This is a genomic window from Pseudomonas sp. ICMP 8385, assembly GCF_002699915.1.
Taxonomy (GTDB): domain Bacteria; phylum Pseudomonadota; class Gammaproteobacteria; order Pseudomonadales; family Pseudomonadaceae; genus Aquipseudomonas; species Aquipseudomonas gessardii.
Map to the genome: position 1 here is coordinate 51,118 of NZ_LKBY01000067.1, position 17,062 is coordinate 68,179.

A 17,062-nucleotide genomic window follows, 5' to 3' on the forward strand; every position below is an offset into this window, starting at 1 on the left:
ATCGAGGGAAACCCTGATTGCGCAGTGCAGGCCGTTGGTCGCGGCACCCGGTTGGTTCCGTCAGCGCAGCTACGCTGTTTATTGGGGAGTGAGACTTATCTTTAATGAGGTGAGGGGATGGTTGATTCGCAGCGAATGATAACGAAACCGGAAGTGTATGAAGGACTGATCGACCGCTTGGGTCGAGCGCTGGATGCGGCAAGAACCGCGGGCCGATTGCGTGACGAGCGGCCCGCAGAGTTGGAACTGCGCGGTTTGAGCCCCGCAGAGTTCGAGGTGATCAAGGCCTACCTGGACTTGAACGCCCGCCCAGTCCCGCAATGGGTGGCGCCTGTGCCAGCCAGGGAGCCTGTGCGATCGTCCAAGGTGGTATGGCTCAAGGACTTGTCGGCCGCTCGCGGCCCGGAAATCCGCGCCGTACGGTTCAAGTAACCACTTCAGTGCCTGTTCCACACGGGTAAAGATTGTCGCTAAACCCCGTTACACCTTAGGCTTCGGGCATCTTTGGAGATGCTCGATGCCTATTCGTTATTTCATCAAACAATTATTGCTGCCGCCCGGCATTCTCTTGCTGCTGCTGGCCCTTGCCTGGTGGTTTCGCCGCACCCGTCCACGCTTGGCCGGCGTGTGTTTTGCCCTGGGGTTTGGCGGGATGTGGCTGATCAGCTTGCCGGTGATGGTGGAGTGGGGCGCCCGCGCCCTGGAAACCGAGCCCCCACTGGCCGTGGAAGACTGGGACAGCCTGGCGCAACGGGCCGATGCCATTGTGGTGCTGGGCTCGGGCCGCGAGCGGGGGGACCCGGCCTGGGGCGCTGATCAGCCGACCGGGATCGGCCTGGAGCGTCAGCGCTATGCGGCGCGATTGGCCAAGGCGTCGGGGCTGCCGGTGCTGACCAGCGGCGGCCTGCACTACGGCACGCCGCCCAGCGAGGCGCAGTTGATGGCGGTGTCGATGCAGGATGACTTTGGCGTGGCCGTGCGCTGGAAGGAAGAGCGCAGCCGCACCACCTGGGAAAATGCGCAGATGAGCGCCGAGATCCTGCTGCCCCAGGGCGTCAAGCGCGTGGTGATCGTGACCCAGGCCTGGCATATGCCGCGTTCGGTGTGGAGCTTCGAGAAGGCCGGCTTTACCGTGGTGCCGGCGCCGGTCGGCTTCCTGGGGGTGGACAATGCCCGGCCGTTGGGCGGTTGGATGCCGGAATTCAAGTCGATCTGGCAGAGCGGGCAGTTGATTAATGAGGCGGTCGGGCAGGTGGGTTACCGCTTGTTCTACCGTTAACGGCGCACATCAAAATGTGGGGCTTGTGTGGGAGCGGGCTTGCCCGCGATGGCGGTGTATCAGTCAGAATTTTTAGTGACTGACCCACCTCCATCGCGGGCAAGCCCGCTCCCACATTGGGTGTCAGACGGTCTTGGCCATGCGCCCGGCCAGCAGCGCCCAGCCAAACAGCCCCAGGCACAGGATGATCAGCGGCCACGAACGCCATTGCAGGTACGGCGTCAGGTTGTGCATGGGCACGACCTCGCCATAGAGAATGCCGCGCTCGAACTGCGGGATCTGCTCGGTGATCTGCCCGAACGGGTTGATCAGGCCGGTCACGCCGTTGTTGGTGGCGCGGATCATCCAGCGGCCGGCTTCCAGGGCGCGCATCTGGGCCATTTGCAGGTGCTGCAAGGGGCCGATGGAGGTGCCGAACCAGGTGTCATTGCTGATGGTCAGCAGCAAGTCGCTGCGGGCGGCGAGGCCGGCGGCGAACTCCGGGTAGACCACTTCGTAGCAGATATACGGCGCGATCTGATAGCCCTTGGCTTGCAGCAGTGCCTGGTCTTCGGGACCGCGGGCAAAGTCCGACATCGGCAGGTCGAAGAACGCAATCAGGCCGCGCAATACATCCTGCAATGGTACGTACTCGCCAAAGGGCACCAGCTTTTGCTTCAAATAGGTGCCATCACCCTGGCCGACCACGGTGATGCCATTGAAGTAGCGCTTTTCATGACGCACTTCCTGGCGGATCGGCACGCCGGTGATCATCGCCGCGTTCCGGTCGGCGGCGAACTTGCCCATCATCCCCAGGTAGCCCTCGACGGACTCCATGAGCACCGGCACGGCAGTTTCCGGCCAGATCAGCAGGTCTACGCGCTTGGAGGCAAAGCTCATGTCGCGGTACAGCGCCAGTTGCGCGTTGAGCTGCGCCGGGTCCCACTTCATGCTTTGCTCGACATTGCCCTGGATCGCCGCGACGCTTAGCGGCTCGCCAGCGGGGCTGGTCCAGGCGTGATGCTTGAGCGCCAGGCCAATCGCCCAGGGCGCAACCAGCAGCACCAGGCCCGCGCCGATAAACGCGTTGCGCCTGGTCGCCAGCAAGCGCGGCAGGTTGACGAGCAACGCTGCGCTCAAGGCCAGGGCAAACGAAATCAGCCATACCCCACCCAACGGTGCGAGCCCGGCCAGCGGGCCGTCGAGCTGGCTATAACCGGAGTACAACCAGGGGAAACCTGTCAGGAACCAGCCGCGAAATGCTTCCTGGCCCACCCACAGCGCGGCAAACGCCAGGGCATCGGCCAGGGGCGCTTCGTTACGGCGCAGCCAGCGGGCCCAGAGCCAGGCGGGCAGGGCAAAGAACAAGGCAATCGCGGCGGTGAACGCCAGCATCAACAGCCCGGCCAGCAATACCGAAGCGCCGCCAAAGTGATGGATGCTGTAGTAGATCCAGCTGGTGCCCGCGCCAAACAGGCCAAAACCGAAACACCAGCCACGCCCGAAGGCCTGGCGGGGTGTCAGTTGGCACATCCCGGCATAGAACACCCCGACCGCCACCAGCGCCAGCGGCCAGATATCGAACGGCGCCAGCGCCAGGGTGGTGATAGCACCGGCCACCACGGCCAGCAGGTTACCGGGCCAGCCGGGTGCGGTGAGACGGCGCATATCAGTCCTTAGCGGGCAATAGGTGTCAGGCGGATCAGGTGGATACGACGGCTATCGGCATTCAGGATGCGGAAGCGGTAGGCGCCGATCTCGGTGGTTTCGTTGCGCTTGGGCAGATGGCCAAAGGCACTCATTACCAGGCCGCCGACAGTGTCGAACTCATCGTCGGAGAATTCGCTGTCGAAGAACTCGTTGAAGTTCTCGATCGGCGTCAGTGCCTTGACCAGGAAGTCCCCGCTGGGCAGCGGCTTGATGTAGCTGTCTTCTTCGACGTCGTGTTCGTCTTCGATATCGCCGACGATCTGTTCCAGCACGTCTTCGATGGTCACCAGGCCTGCGACGCCGCCGTATTCGTCAATCACGATGGCCATATGATTGTGGTTGGCGCGAAACTCGCGCAGCAGCACATTCAGGCGCTTGGACTCGGGTACGAAGGTCGCAGGCCGCAGCAGGTCCTTGATGTTGAAGCTGTCGCCGTTCTCCTTGAGGATCAGCGGCAGCAGGTCCTTGGCCAGCAGGACACCCATGACGTCGTCATGGCTTTCGCCGATCACCGGGTAGCGCGAGTGCGCCGAGTCGATCACGGCCGGGAGGAATTCCCGTGGGGTCTGGGTCGCCTTGATGCTGATCATCTGCGAGCGCGGGACCATGATGTCCCGGACTTGCAGGTCAGCCACCTGGATGGCGCCTTCGACGATGGCCAGCGCTTCGCTGTCCAGCAACTTGTTCTGATGGGCCTCGCGCAGCAGCTCCAGCAGCTCCTGGCGGTTTTTCGGCTCGTGGGCAAAAGCCTGGGTCAGTTTACCCAGCCATGACTTTTGCCCGTTGCTCGATCGGTCTTCGCTCATAGCGATTACTCTAAATCCTTGATTGTTTCAGTTGAGTGTCGATTAGTGTTCGTCGTCTGCATAGGGGTCAGGGTGCCCCAACTCTGCAAGCAACGTTCGTTCCAGTGCTTCCATTTCTTCGGCTTCTTCATCATCTATATGGTCGTAACCCAACAGATGCAAGCAGCCGTGCATGACCAAATGGGCCCAGTGGGCCTCCAGGGCCTTGCCTTGTTCCTTTGCCTCGCGCTCCACCACCGCGACGCAGATCACCAGGTCACCCAGCAACGGGATATCCAGCAGTTCATCCGGCACATCGGCGGGGAACGACAGCACATTGGTCGCGTAGTCTTTCTGGCGCCAGGTGTGATTCAGTTCGCGGCCTTCAGGTTCATCCACCAGACGAATGGTCAGTTCCGAGTCGGCGCTGCGCTGGCGCAGGGCCAGTGTGCACCATTGGCGGAACTGTTCTTCGCTGGGGGCTGGCGCTTGGGTGGCCAGTTGCAGATCAAGCTCAAGCATCGCGGCGGTTGTCCTTGGACAGCCCGTCGTCGCGGTGTTCAAAGCGCTCGTAGGCTTCGACAATGCGCTGTACCAGCGGGTGACGCACCACGTCCTTGGGCATGAAGTGGGTAAAGCTGATGCCCGGTACGTCCTTGAGCACCTCGATCACCTGGCCCAGGCCCGACTTGGTGCCCTTGGGCAGGTCGACCTGGGTGATATCGCCGGTGATCACGGCCGTGGAGCCAAAGCCGATGCGGGTCAGGAACATCTTCATCTGCTCGACGGTGGTGTTCTGGCTTTCGTCGAGGATGATGAAGCTGTTGTTCAGGGTGCGGCCGCGCATATAGGCCAGCGGGGCGATCTCGATCACCTGGCGCTCGATCAGCTTGGCCACGTATTCAAAACCGAGCATTTCATACAGTGCGTCGTACAGCGGGCGCAGGTACGGGTCGATCTTCTGGGCCAGGTCGCCGGGCAGAAAGCCCAGTTTTTCGCCCGCTTCCACTGCTGGGCGCACCAACAGGATGCGTCGCACCTGTTCACGCTCCAGGGCGTCCACTGCACAGGCCACCGCCAGGTAGGTCTTGCCGGTGCCGGCCGGGCCGATACCGAAGTTGATGTCGTTGCCGAGGATTTCCTTGACATAGCGCTGCTGATTCAAGCCGCGCGGGCGAATCATGCCTTTTTTGGTGCGCAGCGCCACGCTGGCTTCGGCCACCGGGTTGTTGGCCAGGTCTTCTACGGCGGATTCCTGCAGGTACAGGTGCACGGTTTCCGGCGACAGCTCGCTACCCTTGGTTTCGCGGTAGAGGCGACGCAGCAGGTTTTCTGCAGACGTGGTGTGCTGGGGTTCGCCAATCAGCTCGAACTGGTTGCCGCGGTTGCGGATCTCGATGCTCAGGCGTTGTTCGATCAGGCGCAGGTGCTCGTCGAACTGTCCGCACAGGTTGGCGAAACGACGAGCCTCAAACGGCTCGAGGAGGAAACGATGGGGTTCTGCTATGGGTGCGTTCAAGGTTGCTTTTAGCCGCCCTTTGGCTGTTTAGGTGAAATAGAGGATAACGCCAGCCGCCGGTGTGCGAAAGCACTTAAATGGCCTGGGTTCGCTCTCAGGAGCAACGAAGAACCCCTGTGGGAGCTGGCTTGCCTGCGATAGGGCCGGTCCATTCAAAAGAGATACCGCCTGTTACATCGCTATCGCAGGCAAGCCAGCTCCCACATTTGATCTGCATTTGTCCCGAATCCGCCGCGTCAGTTGATCAACGAGCCGCGCAGCGAGTGCGGTTGCGCCGCGTCGATGTGCACGTCGGCGAACTGGCCGATCAGCGTGGGGTTATCGCAACGGAAGTTGACGATCCGATTGTTCTCGGTGCGTCCCTGCAACTCGCCCGGGTCTTTTTTCGAGTAATCGGTGACCAGGATGCGCTGGGTCGAACCGACCATTTGTCGGCTGATCTCGAACCCCTGCTGGTTGAGGCGATGTTGCAGCGCGTTCAGGCGCTCCTTTTTCAGCGCCTCCGGGGTTTCGTCCAGCAGGTCGGCAGCCGGGGTGCCCGGGCGCTGGCTGTAGACGAAGGAGTAGGAGAAGTCGAAACCGACGTCTTCAATCAGCTTCATGGTCTGCTGGAAGTCTTTCTCGGTCTCGCCGGGGAAGCCGACGATAAAGTCCGAACTGATGCAGATGCCCGGCACGGCGGCGCGCAGTTTGCGCAGCTTGGACTTGTACTCCAGGGCCGTGTGGTTGCGCTTCATCGCCGAAAGGATGCGGTCCGAACCCGATTGCACCGGCAAATGCAGGTGCTTGACCAGCTCCGGCACTTCGGCGTGAGCCTGGATCAGGCTGTCGGAGAACTCCAGCGGGTGGGAGGTGGTGTAGCGAATGCGCTCGATGCCGTCTACCGCCGCGACCACGCGAATCAGCTCGGCCAGGTCCGCCAGGCGCCCATCGTGGGTCTGGCCCCGGTAGCCGTTGACGTTCTGCCCCAGCAGGGTCACTTCCCGCACGCCGTTTTCGGCCAGGTGGATGATTTCCGCCAGCACGTCGTCGAACGGCCGGCTGACTTCTTCGCCACGGGTATACGGCACCACGCAGAAGGTGCAGTACTTGCTGCAACCTTCCATCACCGACACATAGGCACTGGGGCCGTCGATGCGTGGTTCGGGCAAATGGTCGAATTTTTCGATTTCCGGGAACGAGACGTCCACCTGCGGCAGCTTGGTGATACGCGCGGCGTCGATCATTTCCGGCAGGCGGTGCAGGGTCTGCGGGCCGAAGACCACGTCGACATAGGGCGCGCGGTCGCGAATGGCGGCGCCTTCCTGGCTGGCCACGCAACCGCCGACGGCGATCACCATGTCCGGGTTGGCCAGTTTCAGTTCGCGCCAGCGGCCCAGCTGCGAGTAGACCCGGTCCTGGGCCCGTTCGCGGATCGAGCAGGTATTGAGCAGGATCACGTCGGCATCTTCGGCGCGAGCCGTGACTTCCAGGGCCTGATGTTCACCCAGCAGATCGACCATGCGCGAGCTGTCGTACTCGTTCATCTGGCAACCGTGGGTTTCGATGTAAAGCTTCTTGGCCATGGGAATCGTCAACTGGTGGTAAAGAACCGCGCATTATAGGGGGCATGCCCATTGGTTCCTAGCACTGTGCATCGGGTGCCATGCTATAGTTCGCGCCCTCATTTATATCCGCCGATGTGCTGCCCGCCCCCCATGACCAAACGTGAAGCTCCAATCTACAAGGTGATTTTCCTTAACCAAGGCCAGGTGTTCGAAATGTACGCCAAGCAGATCTATCAAAGTGATCTGTGGGGCTTTTTGGAAGTGGAAGAGTTCGTCTTTGGCGAGCGCACACAGCTGGTCGTCGATCCGGGCGAGGAAAAACTCAAGGCCCAGTTTGAAGGCGTGGTGCGCAGTTTTGTGCCGATGCATTCGATTGTGCGCATCGACGAAGTCGAGCGCCTGGGCACGCCCAAGATCAGCGAGGCGCGGGGTGTGAGCAATGTCATGCCGTTTCCGATGCCGATGCCTGAGAAGTAGGCTTTTAGACCGCGTCGCGCCCATCGCAGGCAAGCCAGCTCCCACATTTTGATTTGTGAATACATTCAAATGTGGGAGCTGGCTTGCCTGCGATGGGGGGAGACGGGTTTAGATAATGTCAGGGCAGCGGCGAAAAAGGCGAACGCCCATCCGCGCTCTGCAGTTCCTGCAGGTAATTGCGGAAAATCTGCCCCAGCACCTGGGTCGCCACTTCCAGCTCATCGCGCTGCATGTGTTCGGCCACTTCGTCAGCGGTGTCGAGCGCCTCTTCGGCGCCATTGACCGCCGCCATCTTCAGCACGATATACGCCTGCACGTTATTGGCCGGTACGCCTTCGCCATGGAAGAACATGCTGCCCAGCTTGAACTGCGCCTCGGCATGCCCCTGCAACGAGGCCTTCTCAAAGAAGCTCAAGGCTTTATTGAGATCACGGGCAGGGTTTTTGTCGTCGTAGAAGAATTCGCCCAGCTCGTATTGCGCCTGCGCATCCCCGCCATCGGCCAGTGCCTGGCAGGCGCTCAGCGCCTCGGCCTGGCTGTCGGGCTGAGTATTGAGGGTGCAACGCCCCATCGCCGGGATCAACAATGAGTTACCGCCCGCTTGTGCATGCGCAAGCAGCGGCTGAAGGAGCAACAGGCAGCCCAGAACCAGGGTGCGGCCGGTGCGTTTCATGGGAATCGACTTACCTCTGACGGGGCGCGTGGAGCCACGTGGGGATCCAATAAGCGCGCATTATGAAATAAGCAGGCCTCTGCTTACAAAGTCTTTACTCGTTTTTCTGCTGCGTGGGCAAGTTATCTGCCGGATTGCAGGTGATTTCTCGAAAAAACGAGGAAATTTCTGTAAGCAAGGTAACAAATCTGACGCCGCCAGGGGCGGCGTCAGGTTGTGGCTGGCTTACTTCAATGCGGCGAAGGCACGTTCGGCAGCATCCAGGGTCAGTTTCAGCTCGGTCTCGCCATGGGCGATGGAGGTGAAACCGGCCTCAAAGGCACTCGGCGCCAGGTACACGCCACCTTCGAGCATCAGGTGGAAGAAGCGCTTGAACAGGTTGGCATCGCTGCCCATCACATCGTCAAAGGTCACGATGTCGTCGGCACCGCTGAAATACAGGCCGAACATGCCACCGGCCTGGGTCGTGACGAACGGAATGCCTGCCGCATCGGCGCGTTGTTGCAGGCCGTCGAGCATGCGCGTGGTGTAGTCGCTTAACTCGGCATGGAAGCCCGGGCGGCTGATCAGGCGCAGGGTGGTCAGGCCGGCGGCCATGGCCAGCGGGTTACCGGACAGGGTGCCGGCCTGGTAGACCGGGCCCAGCGGCGCGATGTGCTGCATGATTTCGCGCTTGCCGCCGAAGCAGCCCACCGGCATGCCGCCGCCGATGATCTTGCCGAAGGTGCTCAGGTCTGGCGTCACGCCGTAGTAAGCCTGGGCGCCACCGAGGGCGACGCGAAAGCCGGTCATCACTTCATCGAAAATCAACACCACGCCGTGCTGGTCGCACAGGGTGCGCAGGCCTTCCAGGAAACCGGGCGCTGGCGGCACGCAGTTCATATTGCCGGCCACCGGCTCGACGATGATGCACGCCACCTCCTGGCCGACTTCGCTGAGCATGGTTTCGACGGCAGCGATGTCATTGAACGGCAGGGTCAGGGTGTGCTTGGCAAACGCCGCCGGCACGCCGGCCGAACTCGGTACGCCCTGGGTCAGCAGGCCGGAACCGGCCTTGACCAGCAGGCTGTCGGAGTGGCCGTGGTAGCAGCCTTCAAACTTGATGATGCTGTCGCGGCCGGTGAAACCACGGGCCAGGCGAATCGCGCTCATGGTCGCTTCGGTGCCGGAGCTGACCATGCGCACCATCTCCATCGACGGCACGATCGAGCACACCAGGTCTGCCATCTCGGTTTCCATGGCGGTGGGCGCGCCGTAGGACAGGCCGTGCTCCAGTTGCTTGCGTACCGCGTCCAGCACGTCGGGATGGCTGTGGCCAAGAATCATCGGCCCCCAGGAACCCACGTAGTCCACATAGCGCTTGTCATCTTCATCGGTGACGTAGGCGCCTTCGGCGTGCTTGAAGAACAACGGCGTGCCACCGACGCTCTTGAATGCGCGCACGGGGGAGTTCACACCACCGGGGATATGTTTCTGGGCATTGGCAAACAGGGTTTCGGAACGAGACATGGGCAGGCTCTCTGAATTCAGGATTTAAGGAGTTCGTTGAAGGCGCGGGCGCGGCGCGTCACGTCCTGGGGGCTGTCGGCACCGAACAGGCCGTGGACCACCGCCAGCAGATCGGCACCGTGTTCCACCAGGGGCGCGGCGTTTTCCAGGGTGATGCCGCCGATCACGCAGATCGGCACCTGCAAGCGGGCGCGGGCCTGGGCGAGCAGTTCAACGGTGGCCGCGGGCGCGCCGGGCTTGGTCGTGGAATTGAAGAAGCGCCCAAAGGCAACATAGCTGGCGCCTTCGCGTGCGGCCTGTTCGGCCAGTTCGATCTGGCTGTGGCAGGTGGAACCGATGATGGCATTGCGCCCGAGCAGCGCCCGGGCCGGGGTCAGCGGGCCGTCGGTCTGCCCCAGATGTACGCCGACGCCCAGGCGCGCGGCCAGCTCGGCATCGTCGTTGATGATCAGTTGGGTCTTGTAGCGCGAGCACAATTCACGCAGCGCCTCGGCTTCGCGCAGGCGCCGGGCCTCGTCGCTGCTTTTATCGCGGTACTGCAGCAAGGTCACGCCGCCTTCCAGCGCGGCCTCGACGTAGGACAGGAACTTACCGGCCAATAGTTGGCTGTCGGTAATGGCGTACAGGCCACGTAGTTTCATCGAGCAGGCCCCTTGAGATTACCCACAGAAATCCAATGGCAGGCGACGCGGTACAAATTGGCCGTGGCCCAGTTGTTCGGCATCGCGCAGGGTGCGCCAGGTGTAATTGAGTGCCGACTCCACGGCGCTGGCCAGGCCTTCGCCCTGGGCCAGGCGACCGGCCAGGGCGCTGGCCAGGGTGCAACCGGAGCCATGATAGCTGCCAGGCAGGCGCTGGCAGGTGAAGGTGCGGCGCGTGCCGTCGCGGCTGTATAGGCGATTGTGCACTTCATGCTCGTCGCCGTGGCCGCCGGTGATCAACAGGTGCTTGATAAACGGCAGCAGTTTCTCGGCGCATTCGTCCGCCGTGCCGTCGGGCAGTTCGGCGAGGATGCGGGCTTCAGGCAGGTTGGGCGTGGCAATCAGCGACAGGGGCAACAGCCGCTCGCGCATTGCATAGCCGACTTCATCCTTGCCCAGGCTGCCGCCGCCACCGGCGCGCAGCACCGGGTCGCAGACCACCGGCAGGTGTGGGTGCTGCTGGAGCAGTTCGACCACGGTATCGACCATCACCGTGGAGCCGAGCATGCCCAGCTTGACCGCCGCAACTTGCGAGTCGCCGAGCACGGCATTGGCCTGGGCCAATACCCACTCGCGGTCGAGCACGCGGAAGTCGCTGACATTCACGGTGTTCTGCACGGTCAGCGCGGTCACGGCCGGGGCCGCATGACAGCCTTGGGCGAGCAGGGCTTCGATATCTGCCTGCAAGCCGGCGCCACCACTGGGATCATGGCCGGAGAGACAGAGGACAACGGGGCGAGAGCTGTAGATATTCATGGTGCGCGAGCTTACCACCAAACGCTTTTTGCGTGGCTGTTGGGCGGTGCCTGTATTTCACACTAAAAGATGCGGAAAAATGGCTATAAGCCATCATTTATTTCCAGGCGTTGGCACGCTGAAAGCCCCGTCCTAGAGCCTTTCAAAAAATTATTTCAATGGTGTCTTTTGGCCTTTACCGGCTATGCTAGAGTGGATCCAAACAACTTAATGTATGCCGGTGTACGTCTTCTCAAAAGGAATGGGGGGCTTTTGACATCACCGGACAGGCCACGCTGGGGCTCTATGCGCTATTTGCTGATGTTTCTCTTGTGCGGGCTGCCGATGCTGGCCGGCGCCGTCGAGTTCAATGAAACCACCCGCAGCCTTCCCCTGGGCCGGGTCATGCAAGTACTGGAAGACCCAAGTGGCGGCATCACCATCGCCGAGGCCCGTTCAGCGGCACTGGCCAGTCGCTACACCCACCATGATAAAGACACCCTCAATGCCGGCTATTCGCGCTCGGCATTCTGGCTCAAGGTCGACCTGCATTACCTGCCCAGGGAGCCCCACGCCCCGCGCACCTGGCTGCTGGAGCCGGCCTACCCGCCCCTTGATCATCTTGAGTTGTACGTCCCCGATGAGGTCGGTGGCTACCGCCTGGCTGGGCGTACCGGGGACGCATTGCCCTTTGCCAGCCGCGAGGTCCGCCAGAACAACTACTTGTTCACTGTCGACTTCAAGGCGGGCGAGCAGAAAACCCTCTACCTGCGCCTGCAAAGCGAAGGTTCGATCCAGGCACCGCTGACCCTGTGGTCGAGCACCGCCTACCTGGAAGACCAGCCGCTGCGCCTGTATGTGCTGGGCCTGATCTACGGCGTGCTGCTGGGCATGCTGGTGTACAACCTGTTTATCTACCTCAGTGTGCGTGACACCAGTTACCTCTATTACATCCTCTATATCGCCTCGTTCGGCCTGTACCAGCTCTCGGTGAATGGCGCGGCGGTGGAATATTTCTGGCCCGACAACCCCTGGTGGGCGAATGCGGCGACGCCGTTCCTGATCGGCGCCTCGGCGTTGTTCGGCAGCCTGTTTGCCCGCAGCTTCCTGCACACCGCCCTCTACAGCCGTTGGCTTGACCGGCTGCTGCTGGTGCTGGTGGGCACGGGGGGGGCGGTGATGCTGTTGTCGCTGATGACCAGCTATGCCCTGGCCTTGCGCCTGGCGACCGCGCTGGCGCTGGTTTTCACCGTGACCATCTTTGTCGCCGGGATCAAGGCCTGGTGCTGTGGCCAGCGGGTGGCGCGGTATTTCATCATCGCCTGGTCGGCGTTCCTGATCGGCGGGGTGGTCAATACGCTGATGGTGCTGGGCTACCTGCCCAACGTGTTTCTCACCATGTATTCCAGCCAGATCGGCTCGGCCATCGAAGTCGCCCTGTTGTCCCTGGCCCTGGCTGACCGGATCAACGCGATGCGCGAACAGCAGGCGCAAATCCTGTTTGATGCCAGCCAGAAACTGGAAGTGCTCAACCAGCAACTGGCCCACAGCAACCAGTTGAAAGACGAGTTCCTCGCGACCCTGACCCATGAGCTGCGCACGCCGATGAATGGGGTGATTGGTTCATTGGAGCTGATGCAGACCGTGCCCCTGGCCGGGGACCTGGCGCAGTACCAGCAAACCGCCGCCGGCTCGGCGCGGGACATGATGCGCATGGTCAACGGCATTCTCACCCTCACCGAGTTGCAAGCCGGCCGCTTGAGCGCGCAGCCGCAAGTGTTCAGCCTGCGCGGGGTGCTCGATACCTTGCGCCAGCAATTTCGCGGCAATGCCCAAGGCAAGGGGCTGGCGTTTTCCATCGACGTGGCGGGTGAACTGCCGGATCGCCTGGAGGGCGATGCAGGCAAACTGATGCAGTGCCTGGAATGCCTGCTGGATAACGCCTTCAAGTTCACCCACCAAGGCGCGGTGCGCGTGCGTGTGGTGGGCGTGCCCCGGGCCGATGGCCATTTGCACCTGACCTTTATCGTCACCGATTCCGGGATTGGGTTTGCACAGCTGGATGAGGCGACCCTGTATCAGCGTTTCTTCCAGGTGGATGGCTCGACCACCCGCGAATATGGCGGCCTGGGCATTGGCCTGGCGATCTGCCGGCAGCTGATCGAGTTGCTCGGCGGGCGCCTGACCCATCATTCCGAACCGCGCAAAGGCAGTCGCTTCCAGTTGGAGGTGGCGGTCATTGCGGTGCCACCGGAGCCGGCCCGCGCTGTTGATCTGCACCGCGCGCCACAGGACTGCACGGTCCTGCTGGTGGATGACAACAGCGTCACGCAGTTGGTGTTGCGTGGCATGTTGCTCAAGCTGGGTTACCGGGTAAAAGTCGCGGACAGCGGCCCGGCGGCCCTGGCGATGCTGCAGGAGGGGACGTTTGATGCGGTGCTGCTGGATGTGCCCGAGGATGGTTTTTCCCTGTGTTGCCAGGTCCGGGCCTTGCCAGGCTGCGGCGAGCTGCCGGTGATCGCCTTGAGCGACTCCCTGCAAGGCAGCGCACGCCAGCATTGTCACGGCATCGGCCTGACCGAGCAGTTGCTCAAGCCGGTGCGTTTCGAGCTGTTGCAGGGCGTATTGCAACGGCGCCTGTTGTGCCCGCTAGAGGGTGAAAGCGCCGGCAGTTAGGCGTATATGCCACTTTTTTAAGGGCGGTGACGATGCTTAACTGAATTCAAGGCCTCAATGAACGTGGCCTTTTATCAGGAGGCCCGTCATGAATCTGCACCAGTTCGCCGAAACCCACGACGTTACCAACCAGCCGCCGTCATTGGACGGCGCCAACCTGTATCGCCTCGACCTGCCCCTGCAGGAGTGGTCGCGGCGCTTTGGCGCGGGTTGGGCCGAGGCGCGTATCGATGCCTACGGCGCCTTGGCGGGCGGGCCGCTGATGGCGGCGGGGTTCCTGGCCAACCAGAACAAACCGGTGTTCAACAGCCATGATCGCTATGGGCACCGCATTGACCTGGTGGAGTTTCATCCGGCCTATCATGAGTTGATGCGCACCGCCGTCGAGCATGGCCTGCCGTCGTTGCCCTGGGCCCATCCCCAGCCTGGCGCCCATGTCGCCCGCGCGGCCCTGGGCTACCTGCACAGCCAGGCCGAAGCCGGCACCGGTTGCCCGCTGACCATGACCTTCGCCTGCGTGCCGGCCCTGCGCCTGCAGCCAGACCTGGCTGATAGCTGGCTGCCGAAAATCCTCAACACCGAATATGACCCGCGCAATGTCGGCATCGCCCACAAGGCCGGTGCAACCATCGGCATGGCCATGACCGAGAAACAGGGCGGCACCGATGTGCGTGCCAACACCACCCGTGCCTATCCCGTGGGTGCCGGCGGCCCTGGCCAGGCCTATGAACTGGTGGGGCACAAGTGGTTCTGCTCGGCGCCGATGTGCGATGCCTTCCTGACCCTGGCCCAGACGGACAAGGGTCTGACTTGTTTCCTGCTGCCCCGGCACCGCCCGGATGACACACGCAACCCGTTCTATATCCAGCGCCTGAAAAACAAACTCGGCAACTGTTCCAACGCCTCCAGCGAAGTCGAATTCCGCGGTGCCCTGGCGTGGATGGTCGGCGAAGAAGGCCGTGGCGTACCGACCATCATCGAGATGGTGGCCATGACCCGTTTCGATTGCATGGTCGGTTCCAGTTCCCTGATGCGTCAGGCGCTGACCCAGGCCAGTCATCATTGCGCTCATCGCTCAGTCGGTGGCCGCGTGCTCAGTGAGCAACCGTTGATGCAAAACGTGCTGGCCGACCTGGCCCTGGAAAGCGAGGCGGCCCTGGCCCTGAGCCTGCGCATGGGCCGGGCGCTGGACCATCTGGACGATGAGCAGGAAGCCAAGTTCGCGCGGCTGGTGACAGCGGTGGGCAAGTATTGGATCTGCAAGCGCGCGCCGGCGATGATCAACGAAGCCGCTGAATGCATGGGCGGCGCCGGGTATGTCGAGGACAGCATCCTGCCGCGCCTGTACCGTGAGGCACCGGTCAATTCGACGTGGGAAGGTTCCGGTAACGTGCAATGCCTGGACGTGCTGCGGGCCTTGTCGAAAGAGCCGGGCGTGCTGGAGACATTGTTTGTCGAACTGGGGAACGGGCATGGCGATAAACGCCTGGCCCGGCATATCGAGCAGTTGAAATTGGCGTTTATGGACACCCAGGACATTCAGTACCGGGCGCGGCAATTGACCGAAGACATCGCCGTGGCGTTGCAGGCCAAGTTGCTGCTGGAGGCGGGCAATGCCAGTGTCAGCGATGGGTTTATGGCCAGCCGCCTGGGCGAGTCATCGGGGCGGGTATATGGCACCTTGCCACGGGGGGTGGAGGTGCAGGCCATTGTCGCCCGCTCAACCCCATCGCTCTGAATAAACCCGGTAAACAATGTGGGAGCTGGCTTGCCTGCGATAGCGGTGGGTCAGCTACCTCTATATTGGCTGACCCGCTGCCATCGCAGGCAAGCCAGCTCCCACAGCGGTTGCATTGATCTTCAGTGGGCATTCCAATTCAGAGTTTGCGTCTGGCAGCGATGCAGGCAAGATGACCTCCTGCATGTAAGAAAACAGGAAGCCTACCGTGACCGAAGCTTTTGTTGTCGTTCAAACCGCCGAAGAGGCCGTGGACCGGCTGGCGGCTCTGCATGAGCGTGCTACCGGCGCGCTCAACCAGGCCCTCAAGCAATACCTCAAGGATCGCGTCGAACCCGACGCTGCACAACGTGCACTGTTTCGCTACCCGGAACTGCGCCTGACCTACCACTGCCACGGCGAAGTCCCACAGACCACCCGCGCGTATGCCAAGGTGCAGTTGCCGGGCACCTACAGCGTCACCGTCACCCATCCGTCGGCGTTCCGTAAATACCTGCTGGAACAGTTGGTGCCGCTGATGCACGACTTCACCGTGACGGTGGAGGTGGGCGCCAGCCAGCAGAATATCCCTTACCCCTACGTGGTGGAGCAGGGCGATGAACTGGCCGGTTCCGGCGTGACCGCCGCGACCCTGGCGCGGGTGTTCCCCAGCACCGACCTGTCGGCCGCCACCGATGGCATCGCCGATGGCCTGTACGATTGGGAGAACACCGACCCACTGCCCCTGGCGCTGTTCGATGCGGCCCGTGTGGATTTCTCTCTGCGCCGCCTGGTGCACTACACCGGCAGCGACTGGCGCCATGTGCAGCCGTGGATTCTGCTGACCAACTACCACCGCTATGTCGACCAGTTCATCGTGCATGGCCTGGAACAGTTGCGCAGCGACCCACGTTTTATCCGCATGGTGTTGCCGGGCAACGTCATCATCGACAAAAACATGGACCATGGCGAAGCCTCTGCCATTGCCGCAGGCGTGGTCTGGCACCGTTACCAGATGCCGGCCTACCACTTGCAGGCCAGCGACGGCCACGGCGTGACCCTGGTCAACATCGGCGTCGGCCCCTCCAATGCCAAGAACATCACCGACCACCTGGCGGTATTGCGTCCCCATTGCTGGCTGATGATCGGCCACTGTGGTGGCCTGCGCCAATCCCAGACCATCGGCGACTATGTGCTGGCCCACGCTTATATGCGGCGCGACGGCATTCTCGACCGCGTAGTACCGCCGAACATCCCGATCCCGGCCCTGGCCGAAGTACAGATGGCGTTGCAGCAAGCGGCGGCCAATGTCACCGGCGAGAAGGGCGAAGAGCTGAAAAAGCGCCTGCGCACCGGCACCGTGTTGACTTACGACGACCGCAACTGGGAGCTGCGCTGGGCCCAGGAACGGCCGCTGATCAACCTGTCCCGCGCCGTGGCGGTGGACATGGAAAGCGGCACCATCGCCGCCCAAGGCTACCGCTTGCGCGTACCGTACGGCACCTTGCTGTGTGTGTCGGACAAGCCGCTGCACAGTGAAATCAAGTTGCCAGGTTCGGCCAACGCGTTCTATGAACGGGCCGTGAGCCAGCACTTGAAGATCGGCATCGAGGCGGTGGACCTGCTGCGCACCGAGCTCAACTCGCTGCACTCGCGCAAGCTGCGCAGCTTTGACGAGCCGCCGTTCCGCTAACATAGCGGGGTGGTTATTTAACGGTCGGGCCACTAGCATGGTCGGTCCTGACCGTTAGATAT

15 protein-coding genes are annotated in these 17,062 nt (G+C 62.2%); 6 read left to right on the forward strand and 9 right to left on the reverse strand.

Going from position 1 to position 17,062, the window contains the following annotated elements:
• The first annotated feature begins 117 nt into the window (after positions 1 to 117).
• Entirely contained in the window at positions 118 to 432 is a 315-nt protein-coding gene (locus AO268_RS07700; RefSeq protein WP_076964203.1) for a hypothetical protein, read from the forward strand.
• Positions 433 to 517: 85 nt separating this feature from the next.
• Positions 518 to 1,279, forward strand: coding sequence for a YdcF family protein (locus tag AO268_RS07705; RefSeq protein WP_099168346.1), 762 nt, complete (start codon positions 518 to 520; stop codon positions 1,277 to 1,279).
• A gap of 123 nt (positions 1,280 to 1,402) precedes the next feature.
• Here AO268_RS07705 and lnt read toward each other — a convergent pair whose 3' ends face one another.
• The 5 genes from lnt to miaB form a co-directional block, all read right to left on the reverse strand.
• The gene (lnt, locus tag AO268_RS07710; RefSeq protein WP_076964205.1) at positions 1,403 to 2,926 is read right to left on the reverse strand and encodes an apolipoprotein N-acyltransferase; all 1,524 of its coding nucleotides are present in this window, start codon (positions 2,924 to 2,926) and stop codon (positions 1,403 to 1,405) included.
• Between the two features lie 8 nt (positions 2,927 to 2,934).
• Positions 2,935 to 3,774, reverse strand: coding sequence for an HlyC/CorC family transporter (locus tag AO268_RS07715; RefSeq protein WP_005791724.1), 840 nt, complete (start codon positions 3,772 to 3,774; stop codon positions 2,935 to 2,937).
• A 42-nt stretch (positions 3,775 to 3,816) separates the two neighbouring features.
• Positions 3,817 to 4,275, reverse strand: a complete 459-nt coding sequence (gene ybeY / locus AO268_RS07720; RefSeq protein ID WP_099168347.1) for an rRNA maturation RNase YbeY — start codon at positions 4,273 to 4,275, stop codon at positions 3,817 to 3,819.
• Positions 4,268 to 5,272 (reverse strand): PhoH family protein, encoded by a 1,005-nt coding sequence (locus AO268_RS07725; protein WP_029292238.1) that lies wholly within the window; start codon positions 5,270 to 5,272, stop codon positions 4,268 to 4,270. Before AO268_RS07725 ends, ybeY begins: the two co-directional genes overlap by 8 nt.
• Positions 5,273 to 5,508: 236 nt before the next feature.
• Positions 5,509 to 6,837: a tRNA (N6-isopentenyl adenosine(37)-C2)-methylthiotransferase MiaB gene (miaB, locus tag AO268_RS07730; RefSeq protein WP_003215455.1), complete on the reverse strand. Its 1,329-nt coding sequence runs from the start codon at positions 6,835 to 6,837 to the stop codon at positions 5,509 to 5,511.
• A gap of 132 nt (positions 6,838 to 6,969) precedes the next feature.
• Between miaB and AO268_RS07735 the strand changes: the two genes are divergently transcribed.
• Positions 6,970 to 7,296 carry a DUF1820 family protein gene (locus AO268_RS07735; RefSeq protein ID WP_003236992.1) on the forward strand — a complete coding sequence of 109 codons (327 nt, stop codon included), beginning with the start codon at positions 6,970 to 6,972 and terminating at the stop codon, positions 7,294 to 7,296.
• Between the two features lie 118 nt (positions 7,297 to 7,414).
• Here the strand turns inward: AO268_RS07735 and AO268_RS07740 are convergent, their stop codons facing one another.
• The 4 genes from AO268_RS07740 to AO268_RS07755 form a co-directional block, all read right to left on the reverse strand.
• Positions 7,415 to 7,969 carry a tetratricopeptide repeat protein gene (locus AO268_RS07740; protein ID WP_099168348.1) on the reverse strand — a complete coding sequence of 185 codons (555 nt, stop codon included), beginning with the start codon at positions 7,967 to 7,969 and terminating at the stop codon, positions 7,415 to 7,417.
• 225 nt (positions 7,970 to 8,194) lie between these two features.
• Positions 8,195 to 9,478, reverse strand: a complete 1,284-nt coding sequence (gene hemL / locus AO268_RS07745; RefSeq protein ID WP_099168349.1) for a glutamate-1-semialdehyde 2,1-aminomutase — start codon at positions 9,476 to 9,478, stop codon at positions 8,195 to 8,197.
• Between the two features lie 17 nt (positions 9,479 to 9,495).
• Positions 9,496 to 10,119 (reverse strand): thiamine phosphate synthase, encoded by a 624-nt coding sequence (gene thiE / locus AO268_RS07750; protein ID WP_099168350.1) that lies wholly within the window; start codon positions 10,117 to 10,119, stop codon positions 9,496 to 9,498.
• An 18-nt stretch (positions 10,120 to 10,137) separates the two neighbouring features.
• Complete coding sequence (locus tag AO268_RS07755) at positions 10,138 to 10,935, reverse strand: hydroxymethylpyrimidine/phosphomethylpyrimidine kinase (protein WP_076964210.1); 798 nt, start codon at positions 10,933 to 10,935, stop codon at positions 10,138 to 10,140.
• A 285-nt stretch (positions 10,936 to 11,220) separates the two neighbouring features.
• On the opposite strand from AO268_RS07755, the gene AO268_RS07760 reads away from it, so the two are divergent.
• The 3 genes from AO268_RS07760 to amn all read left to right on the forward strand — a co-directional run bounded on the left by AO268_RS07760 (position 11,221) and on the right by amn (position 17,000).
• On the forward strand, positions 11,221 to 13,590 hold the full coding sequence (locus AO268_RS07760; RefSeq protein WP_099168351.1) for a hybrid sensor histidine kinase/response regulator: 2,370 nt from the start codon (positions 11,221 to 11,223) through the stop codon (positions 13,588 to 13,590).
• A gap of 88 nt (positions 13,591 to 13,678) precedes the next feature.
• Positions 13,679 to 15,328, forward strand: coding sequence for an acyl-CoA dehydrogenase family protein (locus tag AO268_RS07765; protein WP_099168352.1), 1,650 nt, complete (start codon positions 13,679 to 13,681; stop codon positions 15,326 to 15,328).
• Positions 15,329 to 15,536: 208 nt separating this feature from the next.
• Positions 15,537 to 17,000 (forward strand): AMP nucleosidase, encoded by a 1,464-nt coding sequence (amn, locus tag AO268_RS07775; RefSeq protein WP_076964213.1) that lies wholly within the window; start codon positions 15,537 to 15,539, stop codon positions 16,998 to 17,000.
• Positions 17,001 to 17,062: the final 62 nt, after the last annotated feature.